This window comes from Vitreimonas sp. (assembly GCF_036392335.1).
Taxonomy (GTDB): Bacteria; Pseudomonadota; Alphaproteobacteria; order Caulobacterales; family Aquidulcibacteraceae; genus Vitreimonas.
The window spans coordinates 1-17,989 of sequence record NZ_DASVYD010000048.1 but is presented as its reverse complement, the minus strand read 5'-3'; the positions used below and the strand labels follow the sequence as shown (position 1 = coordinate 17,989).

The following is a 17,989-nucleotide window of genomic DNA, read 5'->3' as shown; positions in this document are numbered from 1 at the left end:
GCGAGGGCGCCGGCGGTCCATATTGATCAGCGCAACCGCCACACCGCCGCGCGCTTGACCTCGGCATCCTCAAGCGCGCGCGTGACGGGAATATCGTAAGCCGCAATCAGCTCCAGCTTGTCGCGCGGCAGATAGGTGCGGCCGGGATCGCCGATCAGCACGCGCTTGCCGGCGTTTTGCTGTGCGATCAGCCAATCGAGCACGCGCGGCGCCAGATCGCGATCGTAGAAAAGATCGCCGACGAGGATGACTTGCGCATCCGTCGGCTGGCCGACGGGATCGGCATCGCTGGTTTGCACGCTCACGCTATTGAGTTCGGCGTTGAGGATTGCGGCGTGCGAGGCGAACGCGTCGATGTCGATCGCCAGCGCCGAGGCGGCGCCCGCCTTCATCGCCGCAATGGCGACAAGGCCGGAGCCGGAGGCGACGTCGAGCACGCTTTGCCCGCGCACAATTTCGGGATGATCGAGCACGTAGCGCGCGAGCGCTTGCCCGCCTGCCCAAGCGAACGCCCAGAACGGCGGCGGCAGGCCGAGTTCGCCGAGTTGTTCTTCTGTGAGTTGCCACAGGCTGACCGCGTCATCGGCGAGATAAAGCTGAAGCTCCGGCACATGGCTCGGCGCAAGCACGCGCGTGTTTTCGCGGATGAAGGTGGGGATGTCGGAGATCATGAGGTGAGGCAATGGGCAGTAGGCATTGGGCAGTGGGGTTTATACGCGAGCCGGCCTACTGCCTACTCCCCATTGCCCACTGCCTAAGCGGCGGCGAGAGCCGCCGACCGTGGCGTCGTCGCTTCGCGCAGCACGCTGACATAACCCGGCGCGATTTTCATGCGGGACCAATAGCCTTTGTTCATCAGCACATCGTGCAGCGCCGGCAGGCGATAGCAGGGCACGTGCATGAAGACGTGGTGCTCGGCGTGATAATGCACCCAGAACGGCGCGATCAGCAGGCGCTCGATCGGATTGGCGAGCGTGGTGCGCGCATGCGTGAACGGATCGGCTTGCGCGCCGACGCAGGCGTGTTCGCCGATATTGCGCAGGCGTGTGACCAGGGGCAGCCACGTCGCCATCGGCACGATCCAGAGCGCGGGATAAGCCCACCAATAGCCGGCGAGCGCAAGCGTCCCGAACATCACTGCGTTAATCGCGAGGAAGCGCCCGACGCTGGCGTTGACCACTTCACCCGGTTTGCGGCCGCCGAAGATTTGCGCGACGCGCTGCTTGAAGAAGGTTTGACCCGTGAGGTCGCGCACGACCTTGCGCAACAGCGATTGGCGCGAAATGGGGAACGGCGCGGAGAGCGAAAGATCAGGATCGTCTTCGGTCTCGGTGAAGCGGTGATGCTTGATGTGATAGGCGCGATAGGAATCGAGCCGCGCGCCGACGGGCGCGGCGCAGAGCCATTCACCGACCCAATCATTGATCTTCGCGTTCGGATGCAGCGCGCCGTGCGCGGCGTCGTGCATGAGAATGGCGAGACCGAGCTGGCGCGCGCCGATCAGCATGACGGCCAAGATGTAGGTGAACGGATTGGGCCAGACGACGAACATGGCGCCGGCGGCGACGATGAGGCCCCACGCGCAGGCGACCAGCGCCAAGCCGCGCCAGGATGATTTCGCGGAGACGCGCGCCCATTCCTCGGGCGTGAACACGTCTTTCGGGTCGATGCGCGCGACGGCTGGCATGGCCCTCGTTTAGCGCAAAACATTTCTGATTTCATCTCACAACATAAGTGCGAGATGCATTGTGCAGTGCGAGATGCGGCACTTTACGTGGCGTTCACGTAGGCGGCGGTTCCCCAAAAGCGAAGACGCGCTTCAAGCCGGCCTCGCCCACCTTCGTGAACTCAAGCACGCGGCTGCCGCGCTTCTGGGTGGCCCAATCGCGGTAGAAAATTTGATCGAGGATGGCCGCGCCCAGTGCGCCGGCGATGTGGTGTCGGCGGACGCTCCAATCCAGGCAGGCGCGGCAGAGCGGGCGCGCGCCGCGCTCGATCTCGGCGATGTCGACGCCGAAGGTCTGCACTTTGATGCGGCCGAGCTTGGTCAGTGTGTAAGTGTTCTCGGGGCCAGGCAGCATCCATTTGTTTTTGATGAAGGCGTCGAACAGCGCCACACCCAGTTCGCCAGCCAGATGGTCGTAGCAGATGCGCGCATGGCGCAACGCAGGTTCCTTCGGGCCGGGACGCGCGCGTAGCGCTTTCGCGCGTGCCGCAACGCCCATGAGCGTTTCAAGCAGCCCCGCGACGTCCGCGTTGGCGAGGCGATAATAGCGATGCCGGCCCTGCGCTTCGACATCGACCAAGCCGGCGTCGACCAGCTTTCCCAGGTGCGAGCTTGCAGTTTGCTTGGTGACGTTGGCTTCGAGCGCGAGTTCGGTCGCCGTGAGCGCAGCGCCATTGAGCAGCGCGGTCAACATATTCGCCCGCGCCGGATCGCCGACCATGGCGGCGATCGCCGCGATGTTTGGGCCGTCTTTCATGGTTCGATCGTAGTCGAACCATGACGCGCCCGCAATCCGCTAGAACTAGGGTCTGGAGGTTTGCGATGCTGACATGCTGTATTCGTTACGAAATCGATCCGTTTAAGCGCGCGGAATTTGAGCGTTACGCGAGGGGCTGGGGCGAGGCGATCCCGCGCTGCGGGGCCGACCTGATCGGCTATTACGCCCCGCACGAAGGTTCGGCGACGTTGGCGTATGGATTGTACAACATTGCAAGCTTGGCCGCGTATGAGGAGTATCGGGCGCGGCTTGCGGCTGATCCGCTGGGGCGCGAGAATTATGAATTCGCCCAGCGCGAGCGCTTCATTCTCCGCGAGGATCGCACCTTCGTGAAGTTGTGCTCCAAATGATCGCCGTGATCTTCGAAGTCGAGCCGGCCGATCGCGACGCGTATTTCCGTATTGCTGGCGAGTTGCGGCCGTTGCTGGATGAGATCGACGGCTTCATCTCAATCGAGCGCTTTCAAAGCTTGGCCGACGAAGGCCGCATCCTCTCACTCTCCTTCTGGCGCGACGAGGCCGCAGTCGCGCGATGGCGCCAGATGGAAGCTCATCGCGGCGCGCAAGCAGCGGGACGCGGGGGTGTGTTTCGCGATTATCGTGTGCGCGTGGCGGAGGTGGTGCGCGATTATGGGATGCACGAGCGAGATCAGACGCCAAAGGATTCTCGCGCGGCTTTTGCTCGCCCTTGATGGGCGAGCTGTCGGCACGCGGAGCGTGACGACTGAGTGGGTGATAGCGCCGTCGTCGGCAGAGGTCGCGCAGCCACCCACTCCGTCCGCGAACTTACGTTCGCGGCCACGTCGCCCATCAAGGGCGAGGAAGGCTAAAGCTTGCTCTGCTCCGGCGTTTGCGTATCGGCGACGCGCCACAAATGCCAGGCGGCGGCGCTGCGCCAGGGCGCCCAGCGTTCGCCGTAGGCGCCTAACGCCTTTGGCGTGAATTCGCGCTTGTAGAGTTTCTCCGCGCCTTTGCGGACGCCCAGATCGTCGATCGGCAAAACATCAGGCCGGCCGAGCGTGAAGATGAGATACATCTCCACCGTCCAACGGCCGACGCCGCGCGCGGCGGTGAGGCGCTCGATGATCTCTTCGTTGTCGAGCCGGGCGAGCGCGCGTGAAGGGGGGATGATGCCGTCGAGCCGCTTTTGCGCGATGTCTTTCAAAGCGGCGGTTTTTTGGCGCGAGAGGCCGGCGCTGCGCAGCAATTCGTCGGGCGCGTTGAGCAGATCTTCCGGGTCGGGGTGCTCCTTGTCGGGGAAGAGCGCGAGGACACGGGTGTGAATGGTGTTGGCGGCTTTGCCGGAGAGTTGCTGGAAGACGACCGAGCGCACCAAGGCGCGATAGGGGTCTTTGCTTTTCTCGAACTTGGTCGGGAACGCTTCGTGCGTGGGGATGACCTTGGCGAAGCGCTTGCACACTTGGCTTAAGTGCCTCTCCGCGTCGTTCATCTCACATCCCCAGAATTGGCCGTAATGTACGCCAGATGGGCTCGAGCGAGAAGGCGAGCAAGATGGCCGCGCCGATAAGGGCGTTGCGCTTGAAGGCGGCGAGCGCCGTTTCCGGACTCTCGGCGCGCACGCTCTGCAGCATCGGCCAGATCAGGAAGGCGCCGATGGCGCTGAGCGAGACCGCAACGATCAGGCCCGCGCCGGCGATCGCGGCGGCGGACGCCCAAAGCGCGATGGCGGCGACGTAGAACACACTCGTCCACGTGCGCCATTTGTCGGCGAAGAGCCGCGCCGTGGAGCGCACGCCGACGAGGGCGTCGTCCTCGCGGTCCTGCAGTGCGTAGATGGTGTCGTAGCCGATGGTCCAGCAGATGCAGCCGGCATAGAGTACCAGCGCTTCCGCCGGTACGCCGCTTTCGTTGCTGACGGCTGCGCCGCCGACGAGCGCGCCCCACGAAAACACGATGCCCAGCCATGCCTGCGGCCACCACGTGATGCGCTTCATCAACGGATAGAGTGCAACCAGCGGAATGGCGATCAGCGATACGATCTGCGCCAGCGGCGGCAGCGAGAGCAGCACGCCAAGGCCGACGAGACATTGCGCCAAGAGCCACGCCCATGCGGCTTTGAGCGACACGGCGCCTGAAGGCAGCGGGCGCAGGCGCGTGCGCTCGACTTGGGCGTCGATGTCGCGATCCAGGATGTCGTTATAGGTGCAGCCCGCGCCGCGCATGGCGATGGCGCCGAGCAGGAACGCGAAAGCAAAGCGGAGATCGTCGGTGTAGAAGCCGTAACCCGTGCGCGTGACGGCAAGCCCCATCAGGCAGGGCAGCAAGAGCAATTGCCAGCCGATGGGGCGATCAAGCCGCGAGAGCTGCGCGTACGGCTTCCAGGCCGAGGGCAACGCATCGGTCCAATGTTGCTTCAGCGCATCGGCGGGTTTCAAATTGCTCACATTGGCGTCATGCAAGGCTGTTTTGCTTTACGCAAGGCGGCGTAATCGCTATGTCAGCGTCCTTCGCTTTGAGGAGCGCTTTATGAACACCCGCCTTCGTTAAATCGCGGCGCCGCGCACGGTCGCCGATGAGCTTCGCGGCAGCTTTGGCTGCTCCGGCTCGAAATCCCGGAACCCGATTGCGGGTGCTCCCAAATGGGAGTCTGGGGAAACCGTAGCGCAAAGTCGTGCGGGTGTTTGCGCCTTCGGGCGTTTTGCTTCCAGCGCTTTGATCACATCTTTGAGTATCGCTGCGCCGCTTTCGCGCGGCCGCGATCTCTGTTCGGTATTCCCATGAGCGATTCATACGATTTTGACGACAACGAGAGCGGCCAGCGCAAAGCCACGTTCGCGCAAGTGGCCGCCTTCATGTGGAAACATTGGTCGAGCCAGCCGGGCAAGCTGGCGATGGTCGGGCTGTTGTTCGGCCTCGCGATCGCGGCCGACCTGTCGATGCCGTTTGCCTCGAAGCATCTGGTCGATGCGCTGACGGCGGGGCCGACGGCGGAGGGGCAGCAGGCGGCGGCGTGGGGCTATGGCGTGCTCGCGCTGTTGGCGCTTGCCTTCTACATGGCCCGCAATACGGGCGTGCGCTTCCACATTCCCTTCGCCTCCAAGAACATGGAGCGCATCGTCACGGACGGCTTCCGCGATGTGCAGCGTTTCTCCGCCGATTGGCACGCCGACAATTTCGCCGGCGCCACGGTGCGGCGCGTGTCGCGGGCAATGAACGCGTATGACGTGATCTCCGACACGCTGGTTTGGTTCATGATCCCGGCGATCGCCGTGCTGATCGGCGTGACCGTGCTCACGTTCCTGCAATGGCCGGTGATCGGCGCGTTCACGGGCGGCACGATCCTGCTGTTCTTGGCTGTCGCCTATCTCTCGAGTCGTTTCTACGTGGCCGAGCCGTTGAAGCGTTACATCAAGGCGGACACCGCGATTGGCGCGGCGCTGGCGGACGCGGTTTCTTCAAACGCGACGGTAAAGGCGTTTGGCGCCGAAGCGCGCGAGCAAGCGCGTTTCGATGGCGTGGTGCGGGCTTGGACCAAGGAGGCGAACGAAACCTGGTCGCGCTTCACCAATGCCTGGGTGTTGCAGAACATCCTGCTTTGGATCTTGCAGGTGGGCTTGCTTGGCCTCGTGCTGATCGAATGGAGCAATGGCCGCGCGACGGCGGGGGATGCGGTGTTTGCGATTACCTCGTTCTTGTTGGTGTCCGGCTATTTGCGGACACTGGGCGAGAACGTGCAGAATTTGCAGAAGGGCATCGCCGACATCGAAGATGTTGTCGCTTATGCCCTAGAGCAGGCGGAAGTGGTTGACCGTGCGGGTGCGCAAGCGTTCGCGCCGAGGGACGGCCACATCGTGTTCGAGCAAGTCTCGTTCGGCTACAAGAAGTCGGCGGCGGCGCTCTACAGCGACTTCTCGCTGGAGATCGCGGCGGGCGAGACGGTGGCGTTGGTCGGGCCGACGGGTTCGGGGAAATCGACTTTCGTGAAGCTGGTGCAGCGTCTCTACGACGTTGATGCGGGCGCCATTCGCATCGATGGACAGGACGTGCGCGAGGTAACGCAGGCCAGCTTGCGCCAGAGCATCGCGTTGGTGCCGCAAGATCCGGCGCTGTTTCACCGCTCCTTGCGCGAGAATATCGCCTATGCGCGGCCGGATGCATCGCTGGAAGAGATCATCGACGCGGCCAAACGGGCGCGGGCGCATGATTTCATCGAGAAGCTGCCGCAAGCCTACGACACGGAAGTGGGCGAGCGCGGCGTGAAGCTTTCAGGCGGCGAGCGTCAGCGTGTGGCGTTGGCGCGGGCTTTCCTGGCGAACGCGCCGATCCTGATCCTCGACGAAGCGACGTCATCTCTCGACGTGGCGACGGAGCGCGAGGTGCAGGCGGCGATGGCGGAGCTGAAGCAAGGGCGCACCACGATCGTGATCGCGCACCGCTTGAGCACGATCCGCGAAGCCGACCGCATCCTGGTGTTCAACGAAGGCCGCATCGTCGAGCAAGGCAAGCACGCCGAACTGATCGCTGGGCACGGGCTCTACGCCAAGCTCAACGCGATGAGCCGAGGCGATGTGTTGGCGGACGAGGCGGCGTAGCTGCCGCCTCGTTCGGCTCAGTAGGTGGGGCCCACCGCGTCGAATTGGAAAAACGCCATGAGCGCAGTCAGCGCGAGCATGATCCAGCTCCAATAACGGGTCGGGATGAAGAACAGGCTGCCCGCATTGGGGCGAACTTCAATGCGCTCGCCAGTGCGTTCGTCGATGAAAGTGCGGCTCTCGCCTTGCTCGCGCCAGCGCGTGAGCAAGACCATGCCAATCGCGGCGAGCACGCCGCCGATGATGATGCCCGCCGAATTGGCGGGGCCGTAGGGCATGGCGAACTGCGTCATGAGCGCGTCACCCGCCGCGAATGCGATCATCAACCCAATGAAGGCGATGATAACAACGCCAATGCCCCAACCTGTCCAAATGAGCATGCGAGTCCCCCGAGCTGCTACATCTCTTGAAGCGGTATCTGCTGATAGATCGTGACGGCCGCGCCGACTAGGCCAATCATCAAAGACAACCACATCCAGCGGCGGGTATGGAGCCAGAAGAAGGTGTCGCCCGCACTCGGCGCGTCAAACCTTTCGCCCGTGGCTTCGTCGATGAGTACGCGCGTGCTCGGTGCGCCGCCTCGCGTCTCTCGCCATTCGTCAAACATCAGCAGCAGAAGCGCTGAAGTTACGCCGCCCAGAACCCAGCCAGCCGCCATCAGCCAAGGCGCGGCCGAGTCAATTTGTTGGCCGACCGCGAGCGCTGAGTAATTGCCGAAGAGTGCGCCCATATAGCCGATGAACGGGATGGCCAAGCCCCACCTTGTCCAGACCAACATGCAATGTCCCCCAAATAGAGGAAGCCGGCTGGCGCGAGTTCCGTCAATACGGCGCTCGCGTCAATTCGGTGCGCCGATGCCGAGGGCTGCGCGGAGCGCTGCCGCTTGCATGAGCCGGCCATCGCGCATCACGTATTCAACGTGGCGCAGGTCGCCGATGTTTTGGCTCGGGTCGCCGACCACGAGTGCGAGGTCCGCGTCCTTGCCGATTGCGATGGAGCCGGTGCGATCAGCAACGCCGGCGCTGCGGGCGGCGTTGATGGTGGCGGTGTTGAGCGCTTCCGCAGGCGTGAGACCTGCCTGCACGTAGAGTTCGAGCTCGCGGATGATTTCGAGACCGAAGCCGTCCGTGCCGGCTATGATGGGCACGCCGCGGCGATGCAGGGCGGCGATGCCGGCCAGCATGTTGTTGAAGCTCTCGCGCATGCGCGCGCGGCTCACCTCGTCGGTGGCCGCGATGCCGCCACCGCGGAGTTCGCGCCCAATCGCGGCGGGGAGCGCGTTGGCCCAGGCGGCGTAAGCGGGGGTAATCTCGCCTTGCTCGGGTACGTAAAGTCCCTCGAAGGTGGCGATGGTCGGGTCGATAATGATGCGACGACGCGCGAGTTCGTCAAAGAACGACGCCATCGGGCCTGACTCGAAATTGTAATCAGCGGCGTAGCGCGCGGGGCCGTAAAAGCGGTTGAGGCCGTTTGAATCGGCGATGATCTCGTCGGGCACGCCCTGCATCATCACCCAATTGATGTGCGTGATCTCGGTGTAACCGGCGCGCACCGCCGCGAGCGGGCGCATGCCGGTGGGGATGTGGCCCTGAACGCGCAGCCCGTGCCGCCGCGCTTCCTGGGCGATGGGGCGGACGAGCGCCGGGTCGAGCGAGCCGTAGAGTTTGACGCCGATATAGCCCTGTTCGGCGGCTTGGCGCACGAGTGCGACCCCTTCGCTGCGATTGCGCGCGACCAGCGCGAATTGCGCCGCGCGCTCGCCGGGGCCGTCGATCATCAGCGACGGATAGATGGCCGGTCCAAGCATTTCGCCGGCATTGATGCGCCGGATGCGCGGCAGCAAATCTTCGCCCCGATTGCCGGGATCGCGCACATTGGTGACGCCGATGGAGAGCAGCAATGGGCCTGTGGTGTCGTCGCCAAAGTGCATGTGCACGTCCCAGAGACCCGGAACGAGCGTGCGGCCGGCGCCGTCGATCACATTGGCGAGGCCTGGGATCGGCGTGGTGGCCGCCGGGCCGACGGCCGTGATGCGCCCGTCCGTGGCGACCACCGTCATGTTGTCGCGGAAAATGCCGGCGTCGGCGTCGTAGAGGCGGACATCGCGGAAGGCGACGGGCACGCTTGAGCGTTGGCCGAGTTGGGCGACGAGCGCTGGCGCGCGCGCGGCGAGGGCGGCGGTTTGCGCTTGTGCGAGTTGCGGTTCGACCGACTGCCAGCCAAGCAAAGTGGTGCTCATGCCGCCGACCGAGGCGAAGAATTCACCGTCGGTGTCGAACCAAAGCACGAGCGGAAACCAGTACACGCCGCTCACGGCGTACGCGACGACGTGTTTGGTTTCGCCATTAGCGGAAACGTCGAGTTCGGTCAGTCGCTCGATGCGGGCGGCGCCCGAGGGCAAGAGATTGGCTTGGCCATCGCTGTCGCGCATCAGGGCCTGGAAGAAGGCGATCGTGCTGTCGATCGTGCCGCCATAGGACCAATAGAGGCCGCCCGTTGCGGCTTCGCCTTGATCAACCGGCGAGGTCCAACGCGCCCGCCCGTTCCCGATGCTGAAGGTCTCGTCCATCGGACCAGACGTCGTCGCGCCGCGCACAACGAGGGAGGTGACGGCGCCGGCATCGTCGGTGCGCAGCTGCTGGTCAATCTCAGTGAAGAAGCCGCGCAGGAGCAAACTATAGCGCGACCAACGCACGCCATCAGCGCTGCGCCACACATGCGTGCGGCCATGTTCGCCGGCGCTGGAGAAGGTGGAATAGATTCGCGCGTCCGCCGGCGGCGACGCGAGATTGGTCGGCGGAGTTTGCGCAACGGCCGGTGCAAACGCGCCAAACGCAATGAACGCCGCCACCAACAAATGTTTCAAGTACGCGCGCATGACCCCTCCGACGCCGACCAAGTTAGCGGCGTGCGACGGGCCAGGTAAAGGGTGGGCGCTCCAGTTTGCGACCAGTGCGCTAATACGCACACGCCTCGAATACGCGGCGGACGTCGCCGCCCCATTCGGTTTTGTAGCGTTCGATCAAGCGCTCTGCGGGCGTCACGCCGGAGGAGGCGATGTCATCCAGTTCCGTGAGGAAGTGGGTTTCGTCCTGGCCGCTGGAATCGGTGATGCCGCGTGATTTCAGGCCTTGGCGTGCTATCGCCAACGTGGCTTGGGCGATGTCGCGGGCGCTGTTGCCGCGGATCGGCGCGCGCAAGCCCAGGAACGGCACGGCGCGGCGCAGGCTTTCGCGATCCTCCGCGGTCCAGCTCTTCACCAGCGACCACGCCGCTTCGAGCGCCGCGTCATCATACATGATGCCAGCCCAGAACGCGGGCAGCGCGCACAGGCGCGACCACGGGCCGGAATCCGCGCCGCGCATTTCGAGATACGTCTTCAAGCGCACTTCGGGGAAAATCGTCGTCAGGTGATCTTCCCAATCCTGCGCCGTCGGGCGCTCGCCGGGGAGCACCGGCATCTTGCCGTCCATGAAGGCGCGGAAGCTCTGGCCCGCGCAATCGATATATTTGCCGTCGCGATAGACAAAATACATCGGCACATCGAGCGCGTATTGCGCGTAGCGCTCAAAGCCCATGCCGTCCTCGAACACGAAGGGCAGCATGCCGGTGCGATCCGGATCAGTGTCGCTCCAGATATGGCCGCGATAGGAGAGGAAGCCGTTCAGGCGGCCTTCGGCGAAGGGCGAGGCGGCGAAGAGCGCGGTGGCGATCGGCTGCAGGGCGAGGCCGACACGAAACTTCTTCACCATGTCAGCTTCGGACGCGAAATCCAAATTGGTCTGCACGGTGCAGGAGCGGAACATCATCTGGCGTCCGAGGCGACCGACCTTCTGCATGTAGTCACGCATGATCTTGTAACGCCCCTTCGGCATGATGGGCGTTTCGTCGAGGGACCACATCGGCGAGAAGCCGAGCCCGAGGAACGCAATGCCCAACTTGCCGGCGACGTCGCGCAATTGCGCAAGGTGCGAGCCGGTTTCCGAACACGTCTGATGCAAATGCTCCAGCGGCGCGCCGGAGAGTTCAAACTGGCCGCCAGGCTCCAGCGTAATCGACGCCATGCCTTGCTTCAGCGCGATCGTGTTCTCGCCTTCCTTGATGCGCTGCCAGCCATAGCTGTCAGCCAAGCCGTTCAGCAACGCGCCAATGCCGCGCTCGCCCTCGTAAGGGACGGGCTCAAGCGTGTCCTTGTAGAAGGCGAACTTCTCGTGCTCGGTGCCGATGCGCCAGGTCGAACGATCCGGCTTCGGACCCTTCTCGAAATGCGCGACCAGATCGCGGAAGCCCGTCAGCGGCGGGGCTTGTTCTTTGGTGTCGGCCAAGCGCTTCCTCCGGCAGGCTCTGTGGCGGGCATGTGGAGGCTTTGTGGCCGTTCCGCAAGCGCCTACCCCTGACCCCAATCACCCCAAGACGATTGCACAACGCTTAATGCAGCGATGGCGGCGGTTTCGGCGCGCAATATCCGGGGGCCGAGCGACACGGCAATGACATGAGTCAAAGAACGCAGCATGCGCCGCTCCTCGGCTGTGAACCCGCCCTCGGGGCCGATGAGCAGGGCGAGGCGTTCGGCTTTAACCTTCTGCAGTGCGGCAAGGATCGGTTCGGCGCGTCCGCTCTCGCCGCCCCACGGCGCGCTCGCGTCGTCGCCGGCTTCGTCTGCATAAATCAGCGGCCGCGACGCGTCCCAGCCATCGAGCGCGCGCGCCAGTGAGAGCGGTTCGCAAATCTCGGGCGCATCGAAGCGCTCGGTTTGCTCGGCCGCCTCGCGGGCGATGCTTTGCAGGCGATCGACGCGCACGGTCTCGGCGATCGTGCGTTGCGTGATGACAGGACGAATACGGCGCACGCCAAGCTCGGTGGCTTTCTCGACGATGAGATCAGTGGCGTGGCGCTTCACCGGCGCGAAGAGAAGGTCGAGATCGGGGGCTTCGCGTGGTTCGCGCAGCAACGCTTCAACCCGCACGCTCATGCCGCGCTTGGTTTTGGCGCTGACGCGCGCACGCCATTCGCCGTCGCGCGCATTGAACACACGCAAGCTGTCGCCCGCATCGAGGCGTAACACCGTGCCGACGTGGCGCGCCTGCGCTTCGTCCAGCGCGATCTCGGCGCCGGCGTGCAGTGTTTGATCGATCAAGAGCCGTGGATTGGCCATGCGCCTTGCTGCCTCGCCGCTGGCCGATTGGCAACGGCGCCGGATCGTTGCGTGAGCAGCGCGTGCGCGTCATGTTGCGGGCATGGTTCAGGCGCTCAACTATGCACTGCTGACGCCGCGCCTGCGGCTGGAACCCGTCACGCCCGCGCTTGCCGCGGCGGCGCGCGCGGGGCAGGCGGCGTTTGCCGACGTGCTGGGCGCGGATGCGCCGTCGGATTGGTGTGCGGCGAGTCTCGGGCTGGTGGCGCGGTCGATCTCACACGCCTGGGGGCCGGCGCCGGCGCCGACGCGCGTTGTTGCGGTGCACCGTGACAATTTCTGTGTCGTCGGCGACGTGCGTTTTGAGCCGTCGCTTCGCGCGGCGCGCGAATTCGAGATCGGCTATGGCGTGGCGCGTTCGCAACGGCGCCAGGGATACGCCGTGGAGGCCGCGGGCGCGGTGATTGACTGGCTTTTTGACGATGCGGGCGTCGAAAACATCATTGCAGGGTGCGATTCTGGGAACCTTGCATCGGTTCGAACCCTACGCCGCCTGGGCTTCTGGCTAGATTCTACCCCTGGTCAGACCTTTTGGTGGACGATGAGTCCCGAACTCCGTTCAGCGACGCACGCTTGACGCAGGGCGCGCGGCGCGGCTTGTCTGTCGCCTAAGTAAGGGAGGGCGCGCCGCGTGGCCCGCGCCCAGGGGATCGTAAATGACAGACCAAACCGCCGGCGCTGGCGCCGACGAGCAAACCTTCCTGGGCCATCCGCGTGGCCTGGTGACGCTTTTCTTCACTGAGATGTGGGAACGCTTCTCCTTCTACGGGATGCGCGCGCTGCTGGTGATCTATCTCACGCAGCATTTCTTGTTCTCCGACAACGACGCCCAGGGCCTCTACGGCGCGTACGCCGCACTGGTCTATCTGATCCCCGTTATCGGCGGCGTGATCGCGGACCGCTTCCTCGGCGCACGCAAGGCTGTCACTATTGGCGCCGCGCTGCTCGTGCTCGGCCATTTCGGCATGGCGTTCGAAGGTTCGGGCTCACGGCAATACCTGGATGTCGGCGCCGAGAGCTATCTTGTCACGGCCGAAGGCCGCGGCGGCGACCGCACGCTCTTCATCGATCTCCCCGAAGGCCGCGCCCAGCTGCGCTTCGATGTGACCGAGCATGTGAATCTTTCTGCAAACGGCCAAACGCGTCGTCTCGAAGAAGGCGGTTATACGCTCGCGTCGGAGCCGCCGACTTTGGTCTATTCGCTCTGCAGCATGGTCGGCTTGCCGTGCGGTGAGGCGCCGGCGACGACGCTGCAAATTCCAGGCGAAGGTGCATTCCCGGTGATCACCAGCGGTGAATCGCCGGCGGTCGAGATTAATGGCGTGAGCTATGTCTTCGAGCAGGCGAGCATCACGGAGGCGGTTGCGTTCAATGGCGACACCGTTGTGCGCACGCTGGCGGATGGATCCTACGAGAGCCGGGTCGAGCAAGAAGCTCTGTATGTGCAGATCCTCTATCTCTCGCTGGCGCTGATCATCGTTGGCGTCGGGTTCCTGAAGGCCAACATTTCGACCACGGTCGGCGCCCTCTATGCTGAGGGCGACCCGCGCCGCGATGGCGGCTTCACCATCTTCTACATGGGCATCAATCTCGGCGCTTTCCTGGCGACCTTGGCGTGCGGCTATCTTGGCCAAACCTATGGCTGGAAATACGGCTTCGGCCTTGCCGGCATCGGCATGGCGATTGGTTTGGCGCAATATCTGTTCGGGCAAAAACACCTTAAGGGCAAAGCCGATCCGCCAAAGCCGATCGGCGCCGTCACCGAAGGCGTTTTCTGGATTTTGGGCCTTTTGGCCGTGATCCCGGCCTGGATGCTGGTTCAGCAGGCCGAACTCATGGAGCATGCGCTTCCGATCGTGGTGCCGGCGTTGTTTGCGCTGGTGCTGGGTTACGCGCTGATCGGCTTTAAGGGCGCCGAGCGCTCCAAGATGGTCGCGGCTCTGATCCTGATCTTCTTCAGTGTCATCTTCTGGATGCTGTTCGAACAGGCCGGCTCATCGCTCTCCCTCTACGCTGAGCGCTCCACCGATCTGACGGTGGCGCAGCCAGGCACGCTCGCGCACATGATCACCACGGGCGCGCTGGCGCTGGTGGCCGTGTTCGGCGCGGTGATGGCCGTCGTGACCGTGGTCTCCTTCGCCCGCAAGCAGATCGACGCCGTCATGCTCGGCTATGGCTTGGTGTTCTTTGCTTTGCTCGCCGGCGCGGCGGGCTACATCGCTTACACGACCGGGCTTGGGGGCGGCCTCTATGAGATGACCGCGGCACAGACGCAGAGCTTCAACGCCGGCTACATCGTGCTCTTGGCGCTGCCATTCAGCGCAATGTGGATTTGGCTGGCCAAACGTAAGATGGAGCCGTCGACGCCGGTGAAATTCTCGTTGGGCCTCATCCAGGTTGGCTTGGGCTTCTTCGTGTTGGTGTGGGGGACGCAATTCGCGGGCGCAGACTTCCGCGTCCCGCTCGTCTTCCTCGCGCTGCTTTACCTGCTGCACACAACGGGCGAGCTCTTCCTGTCGCCTGTGGGTCTGTCGATGGTGACGAAACTCTCCGCAGCGCGCGTTGTCGGCTTGATGATGGGCGTGTGGTTCTTGTCGTCGTCGCTCGCGCACATTCTCGCGGCGATCATCGCGCAACAAACCTCTTCCGACACGATCGGCGGCCAGGTTGTTGACCCAGCCGCGCAGCTGCAAAGCTACATTTCGGTGTTCACCGCGGTGGGCATTTTGGGTGTCGCGACGGGCGTGCTGTTGCTGCTGTTGTCCCCTGTCCTGAAAAAGTGGATGGGTGACGTCCGTTAATCAAAAACACAATAAAAACAACAACTCGCCGGTCCAAGAGGGCCGGCGAGCTTGTTTTGGACGAAAGTGCTGACGAGGCGCCGTCAAGGCGTTGCGCCAAGATTTTTTTCCGGCTTGTGTGGGGGTGGACGGGGGCCGCTGGCCCGCCGTCTGGCCGTTAACCAAAAAGACACGATCGCCGCAAAGCGGAGCGAGTCCAGCCGGGTTTGGTCTCTACAAAGTGAGTCTTGGTCGCGCGCCTCAGCGACCGGATGGAGGTGTTCATGTCCCGGCCGCGCACGACCCGCTCCAAGAAGAAGCCCACGGAGGCTTCGGGGCAGGGATTGCGCCCTGAAGTCATGGACTTGCTACTCGGTTGGAAGTCCGACCACGGCAATCCCGACCCGATCGGCTTCGGCGCCCCGCGCCGGCCCGACGCCGCGATTGAGGGCGAAGTGCCAATCGTCTACGGCGAGGACCGGCATCTGGTTACCATCGCGCCCACCGGCGCCGGCAAGGGCCGGGGCGTCATCATCCCAAACCTGCTGCGTTTCGAAGGCTCGGTCATTGTCATCGACCCGAAGGGGGAGACTTGGCACGTCACCCATCGCCGCCGGAAGGAGATGGGCCAGGAGGTGCGCCTGCTCGATCCGTTCGGCGCCGTGTCCAAGAAGACCGATAGCCTCAACCCGTTTGACCTGTTCGACCGTCCTGGCGCGCTGCTCGACGCAGATTCCGAGATGCTGGCCTCGCTGCTGGCCGGCGATGTCGGCTTCCACAAGGAGCCCTTCTGGGACAATTGGGGCCGCTCGCTGATGTCGGGCGTGATCGCCGCCGTGGCCGAGACCTCGACCAAGAGCGAGCGGCATTTCGGCAAGGTGCGCGAAATCCTGATGAGCGACGACGCGGTCTATAATCTCGCCGCGCTGATCGAGAGCCACGACAATCTAAACAGGCTGTCGAAGCAGAACATCAGCTCGTTCCTGCCGATCACGGAGCAGACGCGCTCGGGCATCCTCTCGACAGCGCAATCCTATCTGAAAGTCGTGAACTCGGATTCAGCGCTGCGGTCGCTGTCGCGTTCGACGATTTCGCTCGACGCCGTGCGCAGAGGCGATCCGATGACGATTTATATCGTCATTCCGCCGGACAAGCTCGAAAGCCATGGCGCATTGCTTCGACTTTGGGTCGGCGCGCTGATGCTGACGGTGATGGGGCGTAAGCGTCGCCCAAAGCGCTCGACGCTGTTCCTGTTGGACGAGTGCGCACAGCTCGGCGAGTTCGGCCCCTTGCGCCAGTCGATGACGTTGCTGCGCGGCTATGGCTTGCAGGTGTGGCCCTTCTTCCAGGATTTGAGCCAATTGCAGCGACTCTATCCGAAGGATTGGCGCACGATCTTCAACAATGCGGGCGTGTTCCAGCTGTTCGGGGTCGCCAATCATCTGATGGCGAAGGAGAGCGCGGAGCTCATCGGCGATATCAATGCCGATACGCTGCGCGCCATGACGAAGGATCGTCAGATCATCGCGGTTTCGAACGAAAAGGCGATGAGTGCGCGCCTGCCGGATTATCTCATGGACGCGCCCTTCGCTGGCCAGTTCGACGCGAACCCGATGTTCGAGACGGATACGCCCAGCGCTGCGAAACGTCGGCCGCCCCGCGGCCGGTAACGAGTTGAACCGCCGGCTCACCGCCGGTTTCTTCTAGCCATGCCCGGCGCCGCCGCAGAAACGCGCGCGGCGACACCAGTGCAAAAGGCCGGCGGTTCAAACTTTAATTGTGCGCAGCGCGCTGTCGGGCCAATTCCTCTCGGAAGGCCGCTTCCAGCCGCGCATTGAGCGCAGGCAGCGCATGCGGATCGACGAACGCATTGGCGTCGCCCGCGGCTTGGCGCGCGCGGCGCTGCTCCAGGTCCATGAAGCCTGGGTGGTTGGTGAGCAGCACATCGGCTTGGATCGTACGCAAGCGCGCGAAGGTGGATTCGAAGTCGGACACGATGTTCGGATAGGCGGGCGGCGCGAGACTTTGGCCGGCGACGGTCGCGCTGCAATGAAAGAGCGCGCGATGCGCAGCGCCATCGGCGCCGGTGACATCCATCAGCCATGAGGTGCAGCCTGGCGTATGGCCGGGCGTGACCAGCGCCGTGAGCGTGACGCCGCCCAGTGTCAGCGTTTCATTGTCAGCGATCACGCGATCGACACGGATGGGTGGGAAGGTGAGATCTTCGGACGGGCCATAAGGAAAGCGCCCAGCCTCCAACGCGCCACGATCGGCTTCCGAAGCAACCATCTGCGCGCCGCTCGCCAGCTGGAGCCGCGCCAGGCCAGCCGCGTGATCGACGTGCGCGTGGCTATTTAGCAGATAGCGGACGTCGCGCATGTGAAAGCCAAGCCGCTCGACATTGGCGATGATCTGCGGCGCGGTTTGCGCGAAGGCGCCGTCAAGCAGGATATGGCCGTCCGGCGTGGTGATCAGAAATGCGCTGATGCCCTCGGCGCCGACATAATGGATGTTGCCGATGATGTTGAATGGCGCGGTCGGATTGTTCCATTCACGCCAATCGCTTGAAAGCGGCTGCTGCTCCGCGGCGAGAATCTGCGCTTCCGTCGCCAGAGGCGGCGCTGCGTTCCGAGGGAGAGGCGCGGTTGGCGCCGCGCAGGCGGCAACGAACGTGAGTGCGAGAGCAAGCGTGCGAAAGAGCATGCGCGCGGTGTAGCGAGGGCGACTGCTGCGCGCAACATCGCGCCTCTCTCAGAACGTGCCGCTCAGCTCCAGTGTGAACCAGGGACCTTCGGCGAATTGACGTTCGCGCGGCTCCTGTAGACGTAATGGACCGTTGCGGTTTGGATTGCTGACATCGCCGAAGAACCGCCGTTCGCGGTTGATTGTGCCGCTGGTTATGTTCACGGCCCAGAGGCGGAGTTTCATGTTGTTTGGAAGCGCAGTGGTTTCGATGAAC

General features: G+C 63.9%; 18 protein-coding genes. 6 read left to right on the top strand and 12 right to left on the bottom strand.

Translation table 11 applies throughout. The features are described 5' to 3' along the window. Positions 1–26 precede the first annotated feature (26 nt). From VF769_RS11315 to VF769_RS11305, 3 genes are all read right to left on the bottom strand, one after another. A complete protein-coding gene (locus tag VF769_RS11315; protein ID WP_331008515.1) occupies positions 27–671 on the bottom strand; it encodes a methyltransferase in 645 nt (214 codons plus the stop codon). An 83-nt stretch (positions 672–754) separates the two neighbouring features. After that, entirely contained in the window at positions 755–1,687 is a 933-nt protein-coding gene (locus VF769_RS11310; RefSeq protein WP_331008514.1) for a fatty acid desaturase family protein, read from the bottom strand. 94 nt (positions 1,688–1,781) lie between these two features. Then, positions 1,782–2,483, bottom strand: a complete 702-nt coding sequence (locus VF769_RS11305) for a winged helix-turn-helix domain-containing protein (protein WP_331008513.1) — start codon at positions 2,481–2,483, stop codon at positions 1,782–1,784. A gap of 65 nt (positions 2,484–2,548) precedes the next feature. Here VF769_RS11305 and VF769_RS11300 point away from each other — a divergent pair, with 65 nt between their 5' ends. Then, positions 2,549–2,854: an NIPSNAP family protein gene (locus tag VF769_RS11300; RefSeq protein WP_331008512.1), complete on the top strand. Its 306-nt coding sequence runs from the start codon at positions 2,549–2,551 to the stop codon at positions 2,852–2,854. Continuing rightward, on the top strand, positions 2,851–3,195 hold the full coding sequence (locus tag VF769_RS11295) for an antibiotic biosynthesis monooxygenase (RefSeq protein WP_331008511.1): 345 nt from the start codon (positions 2,851–2,853) through the stop codon (positions 3,193–3,195). The genes VF769_RS11300 and VF769_RS11295 overlap by 4 nt, the downstream gene beginning before the upstream one ends. A gap of 134 nt (positions 3,196–3,329) precedes the next feature. Here VF769_RS11295 and VF769_RS11290 read toward each other — a convergent pair whose 3' ends face one another. Together VF769_RS11290 and ubiA are read right to left on the bottom strand one after the other, a co-directional pair. Beyond that, positions 3,330–3,953, bottom strand: a complete 624-nt coding sequence (locus tag VF769_RS11290) for a hypothetical protein (protein ID WP_331008510.1) — start codon at positions 3,951–3,953, stop codon at positions 3,330–3,332. Between the two features lies 1 nt (position 3,954). Next, positions 3,955–4,908: a 4-hydroxybenzoate octaprenyltransferase gene (gene ubiA, locus VF769_RS11285; protein WP_331008509.1), complete on the bottom strand. Its 954-nt coding sequence runs from the start codon at positions 4,906–4,908 to the stop codon at positions 3,955–3,957. Between the two features lie 333 nt (positions 4,909–5,241). On the opposite strand from ubiA, the gene VF769_RS11280 reads away from it, so the two are divergent. Next, the gene (locus tag VF769_RS11280) at positions 5,242–7,056 is read left to right on the top strand and encodes an ABC transporter ATP-binding protein (protein WP_331008508.1); all 1,815 of its coding nucleotides are present in this window, start codon (positions 5,242–5,244) and stop codon (positions 7,054–7,056) included. Positions 7,057–7,073: 17 nt separating this feature from the next. Here the strand turns inward: VF769_RS11280 and VF769_RS11275 are convergent, their stop codons facing one another. From VF769_RS11275 to VF769_RS11255, 5 genes are all read right to left on the bottom strand, one after another. Continuing rightward, positions 7,074–7,436, bottom strand: a complete 363-nt coding sequence (locus VF769_RS11275) for a hypothetical protein (RefSeq protein WP_331008507.1) — start codon at positions 7,434–7,436, stop codon at positions 7,074–7,076. Positions 7,437–7,453: 17 nt separating this feature from the next. Further along, entirely contained in the window at positions 7,454–7,834 is a 381-nt protein-coding gene (locus tag VF769_RS11270; protein WP_331008506.1) for a hypothetical protein, read from the bottom strand. Positions 7,835–7,894: 60 nt separating this feature from the next. Next, positions 7,895–9,934, bottom strand: coding sequence for an amidohydrolase family protein (locus VF769_RS11265; RefSeq protein WP_331008505.1), 2,040 nt, complete (start codon positions 9,932–9,934; stop codon positions 7,895–7,897). Positions 9,935–10,013: 79 nt separating this feature from the next. Next, positions 10,014–11,381 carry a glutamate--cysteine ligase gene (locus tag VF769_RS11260; RefSeq protein ID WP_331008504.1) on the bottom strand — a complete coding sequence of 456 codons (1,368 nt, stop codon included), beginning with the start codon at positions 11,379–11,381 and terminating at the stop codon, positions 10,014–10,016. 62 nt (positions 11,382–11,443) lie between these two features. Then, on the bottom strand, positions 11,444–12,211 hold the full coding sequence (locus VF769_RS11255) for a 16S rRNA (uracil(1498)-N(3))-methyltransferase (protein WP_331008503.1): 768 nt from the start codon (positions 12,209–12,211) through the stop codon (positions 11,444–11,446). 82 nt (positions 12,212–12,293) lie between these two features. Here VF769_RS11255 and VF769_RS11250 point away from each other — a divergent pair, with 82 nt between their 5' ends. The 3 genes from VF769_RS11250 (at position 12,294) to VF769_RS11240 (ending at position 16,700) form a co-directional block, all read left to right on the top strand. Then, positions 12,294–12,827 (top strand): GNAT family N-acetyltransferase, encoded by a 534-nt coding sequence (locus VF769_RS11250; protein ID WP_331008502.1) that lies wholly within the window; start codon positions 12,294–12,296, stop codon positions 12,825–12,827. Positions 12,828–12,906: 79 nt separating this feature from the next. Next, positions 12,907–15,051, top strand: coding sequence for a peptide MFS transporter (locus VF769_RS11245; RefSeq protein ID WP_331008501.1), 2,145 nt, complete (start codon positions 12,907–12,909; stop codon positions 15,049–15,051). Positions 15,052–15,314: 263 nt separating this feature from the next. Continuing rightward, positions 15,315–16,700: a type IV secretory system conjugative DNA transfer family protein gene (locus VF769_RS11240; RefSeq protein WP_331008500.1), complete on the top strand. Its 1,386-nt coding sequence runs from the start codon at positions 15,315–15,317 to the stop codon at positions 16,698–16,700. Between the two features lie 103 nt (positions 16,701–16,803). On the opposite strand, the gene bla is transcribed toward VF769_RS11240, so the two are convergent. After that, positions 16,804–17,733, bottom strand: a complete 930-nt coding sequence (bla, locus tag VF769_RS11235) for a subclass B3 metallo-beta-lactamase (RefSeq protein ID WP_331008499.1) — start codon at positions 17,731–17,733, stop codon at positions 16,804–16,806. Positions 17,734–17,781: 48 nt separating this feature from the next. Further along, positions 17,782–17,989 (bottom strand): hypothetical protein (locus VF769_RS11230; RefSeq protein ID WP_331008498.1); only part of this gene is annotated, 208 nt, incomplete at its 5' end.

Excerpts from the sequence above, each read along its gene's own strand:
- VF769_RS11315 (WP_331008515.1), bottom strand. The coding sequence starts at position 671 with ATGATCTCCGACATCCCCACCTTCATCCGCGAAAACACGCGCGTGCTT.
- VF769_RS11310 (WP_331008514.1), bottom strand. The coding sequence starts at position 1,687 with ATGCCAGCCGTCGCGCGCATCGACCCGAAAGACGTGTTCACGCCCGAG.
- VF769_RS11305 (WP_331008513.1), bottom strand. The coding sequence starts at position 2,483 with ATGAAAGACGGCCCAAACATCGCGGCGATCGCCGCCATGGTCGGCGAT.
- VF769_RS11300 (WP_331008512.1), top strand. The coding sequence starts at position 2,549 with ATGCTGACATGCTGTATTCGTTACGAAATCGATCCGTTTAAGCGCGCG.
- VF769_RS11295 (WP_331008511.1), top strand. The coding sequence starts at position 2,851 with ATGATCGCCGTGATCTTCGAAGTCGAGCCGGCCGATCGCGACGCGTAT.
- VF769_RS11290 (WP_331008510.1), bottom strand. The coding sequence starts at position 3,953 with ATGAACGACGCGGAGAGGCACTTAAGCCAAGTGTGCAAGCGCTTCGCC.
- VF769_RS11280 (WP_331008508.1), top strand. The coding sequence starts at position 5,242 with ATGAGCGATTCATACGATTTTGACGACAACGAGAGCGGCCAGCGCAAA.
- VF769_RS11275 (WP_331008507.1), bottom strand. The coding sequence starts at position 7,436 with ATGCTCATTTGGACAGGTTGGGGCATTGGCGTTGTTATCATCGCCTTC.
- VF769_RS11270 (WP_331008506.1), bottom strand. The coding sequence starts at position 7,834 with ATGTTGGTCTGGACAAGGTGGGGCTTGGCCATCCCGTTCATCGGCTAT.
- VF769_RS11265 (WP_331008505.1), bottom strand. The coding sequence starts at position 9,934 with ATGCGCGCGTACTTGAAACATTTGTTGGTGGCGGCGTTCATTGCGTTT.
- VF769_RS11255 (WP_331008503.1), bottom strand. The coding sequence starts at position 12,211 with ATGGCCAATCCACGGCTCTTGATCGATCAAACACTGCACGCCGGCGCC.
- VF769_RS11250 (WP_331008502.1), top strand. The coding sequence starts at position 12,294 with ATGGTTCAGGCGCTCAACTATGCACTGCTGACGCCGCGCCTGCGGCTG.
- VF769_RS11245 (WP_331008501.1), top strand. The coding sequence starts at position 12,907 with ATGACAGACCAAACCGCCGGCGCTGGCGCCGACGAGCAAACCTTCCTG.
- VF769_RS11240 (WP_331008500.1), top strand. The coding sequence starts at position 15,315 with ATGTCCCGGCCGCGCACGACCCGCTCCAAGAAGAAGCCCACGGAGGCT.
- bla (WP_331008499.1), bottom strand. The coding sequence starts at position 17,733 with ATGCTCTTTCGCACGCTTGCTCTCGCACTCACGTTCGTTGCCGCCTGC.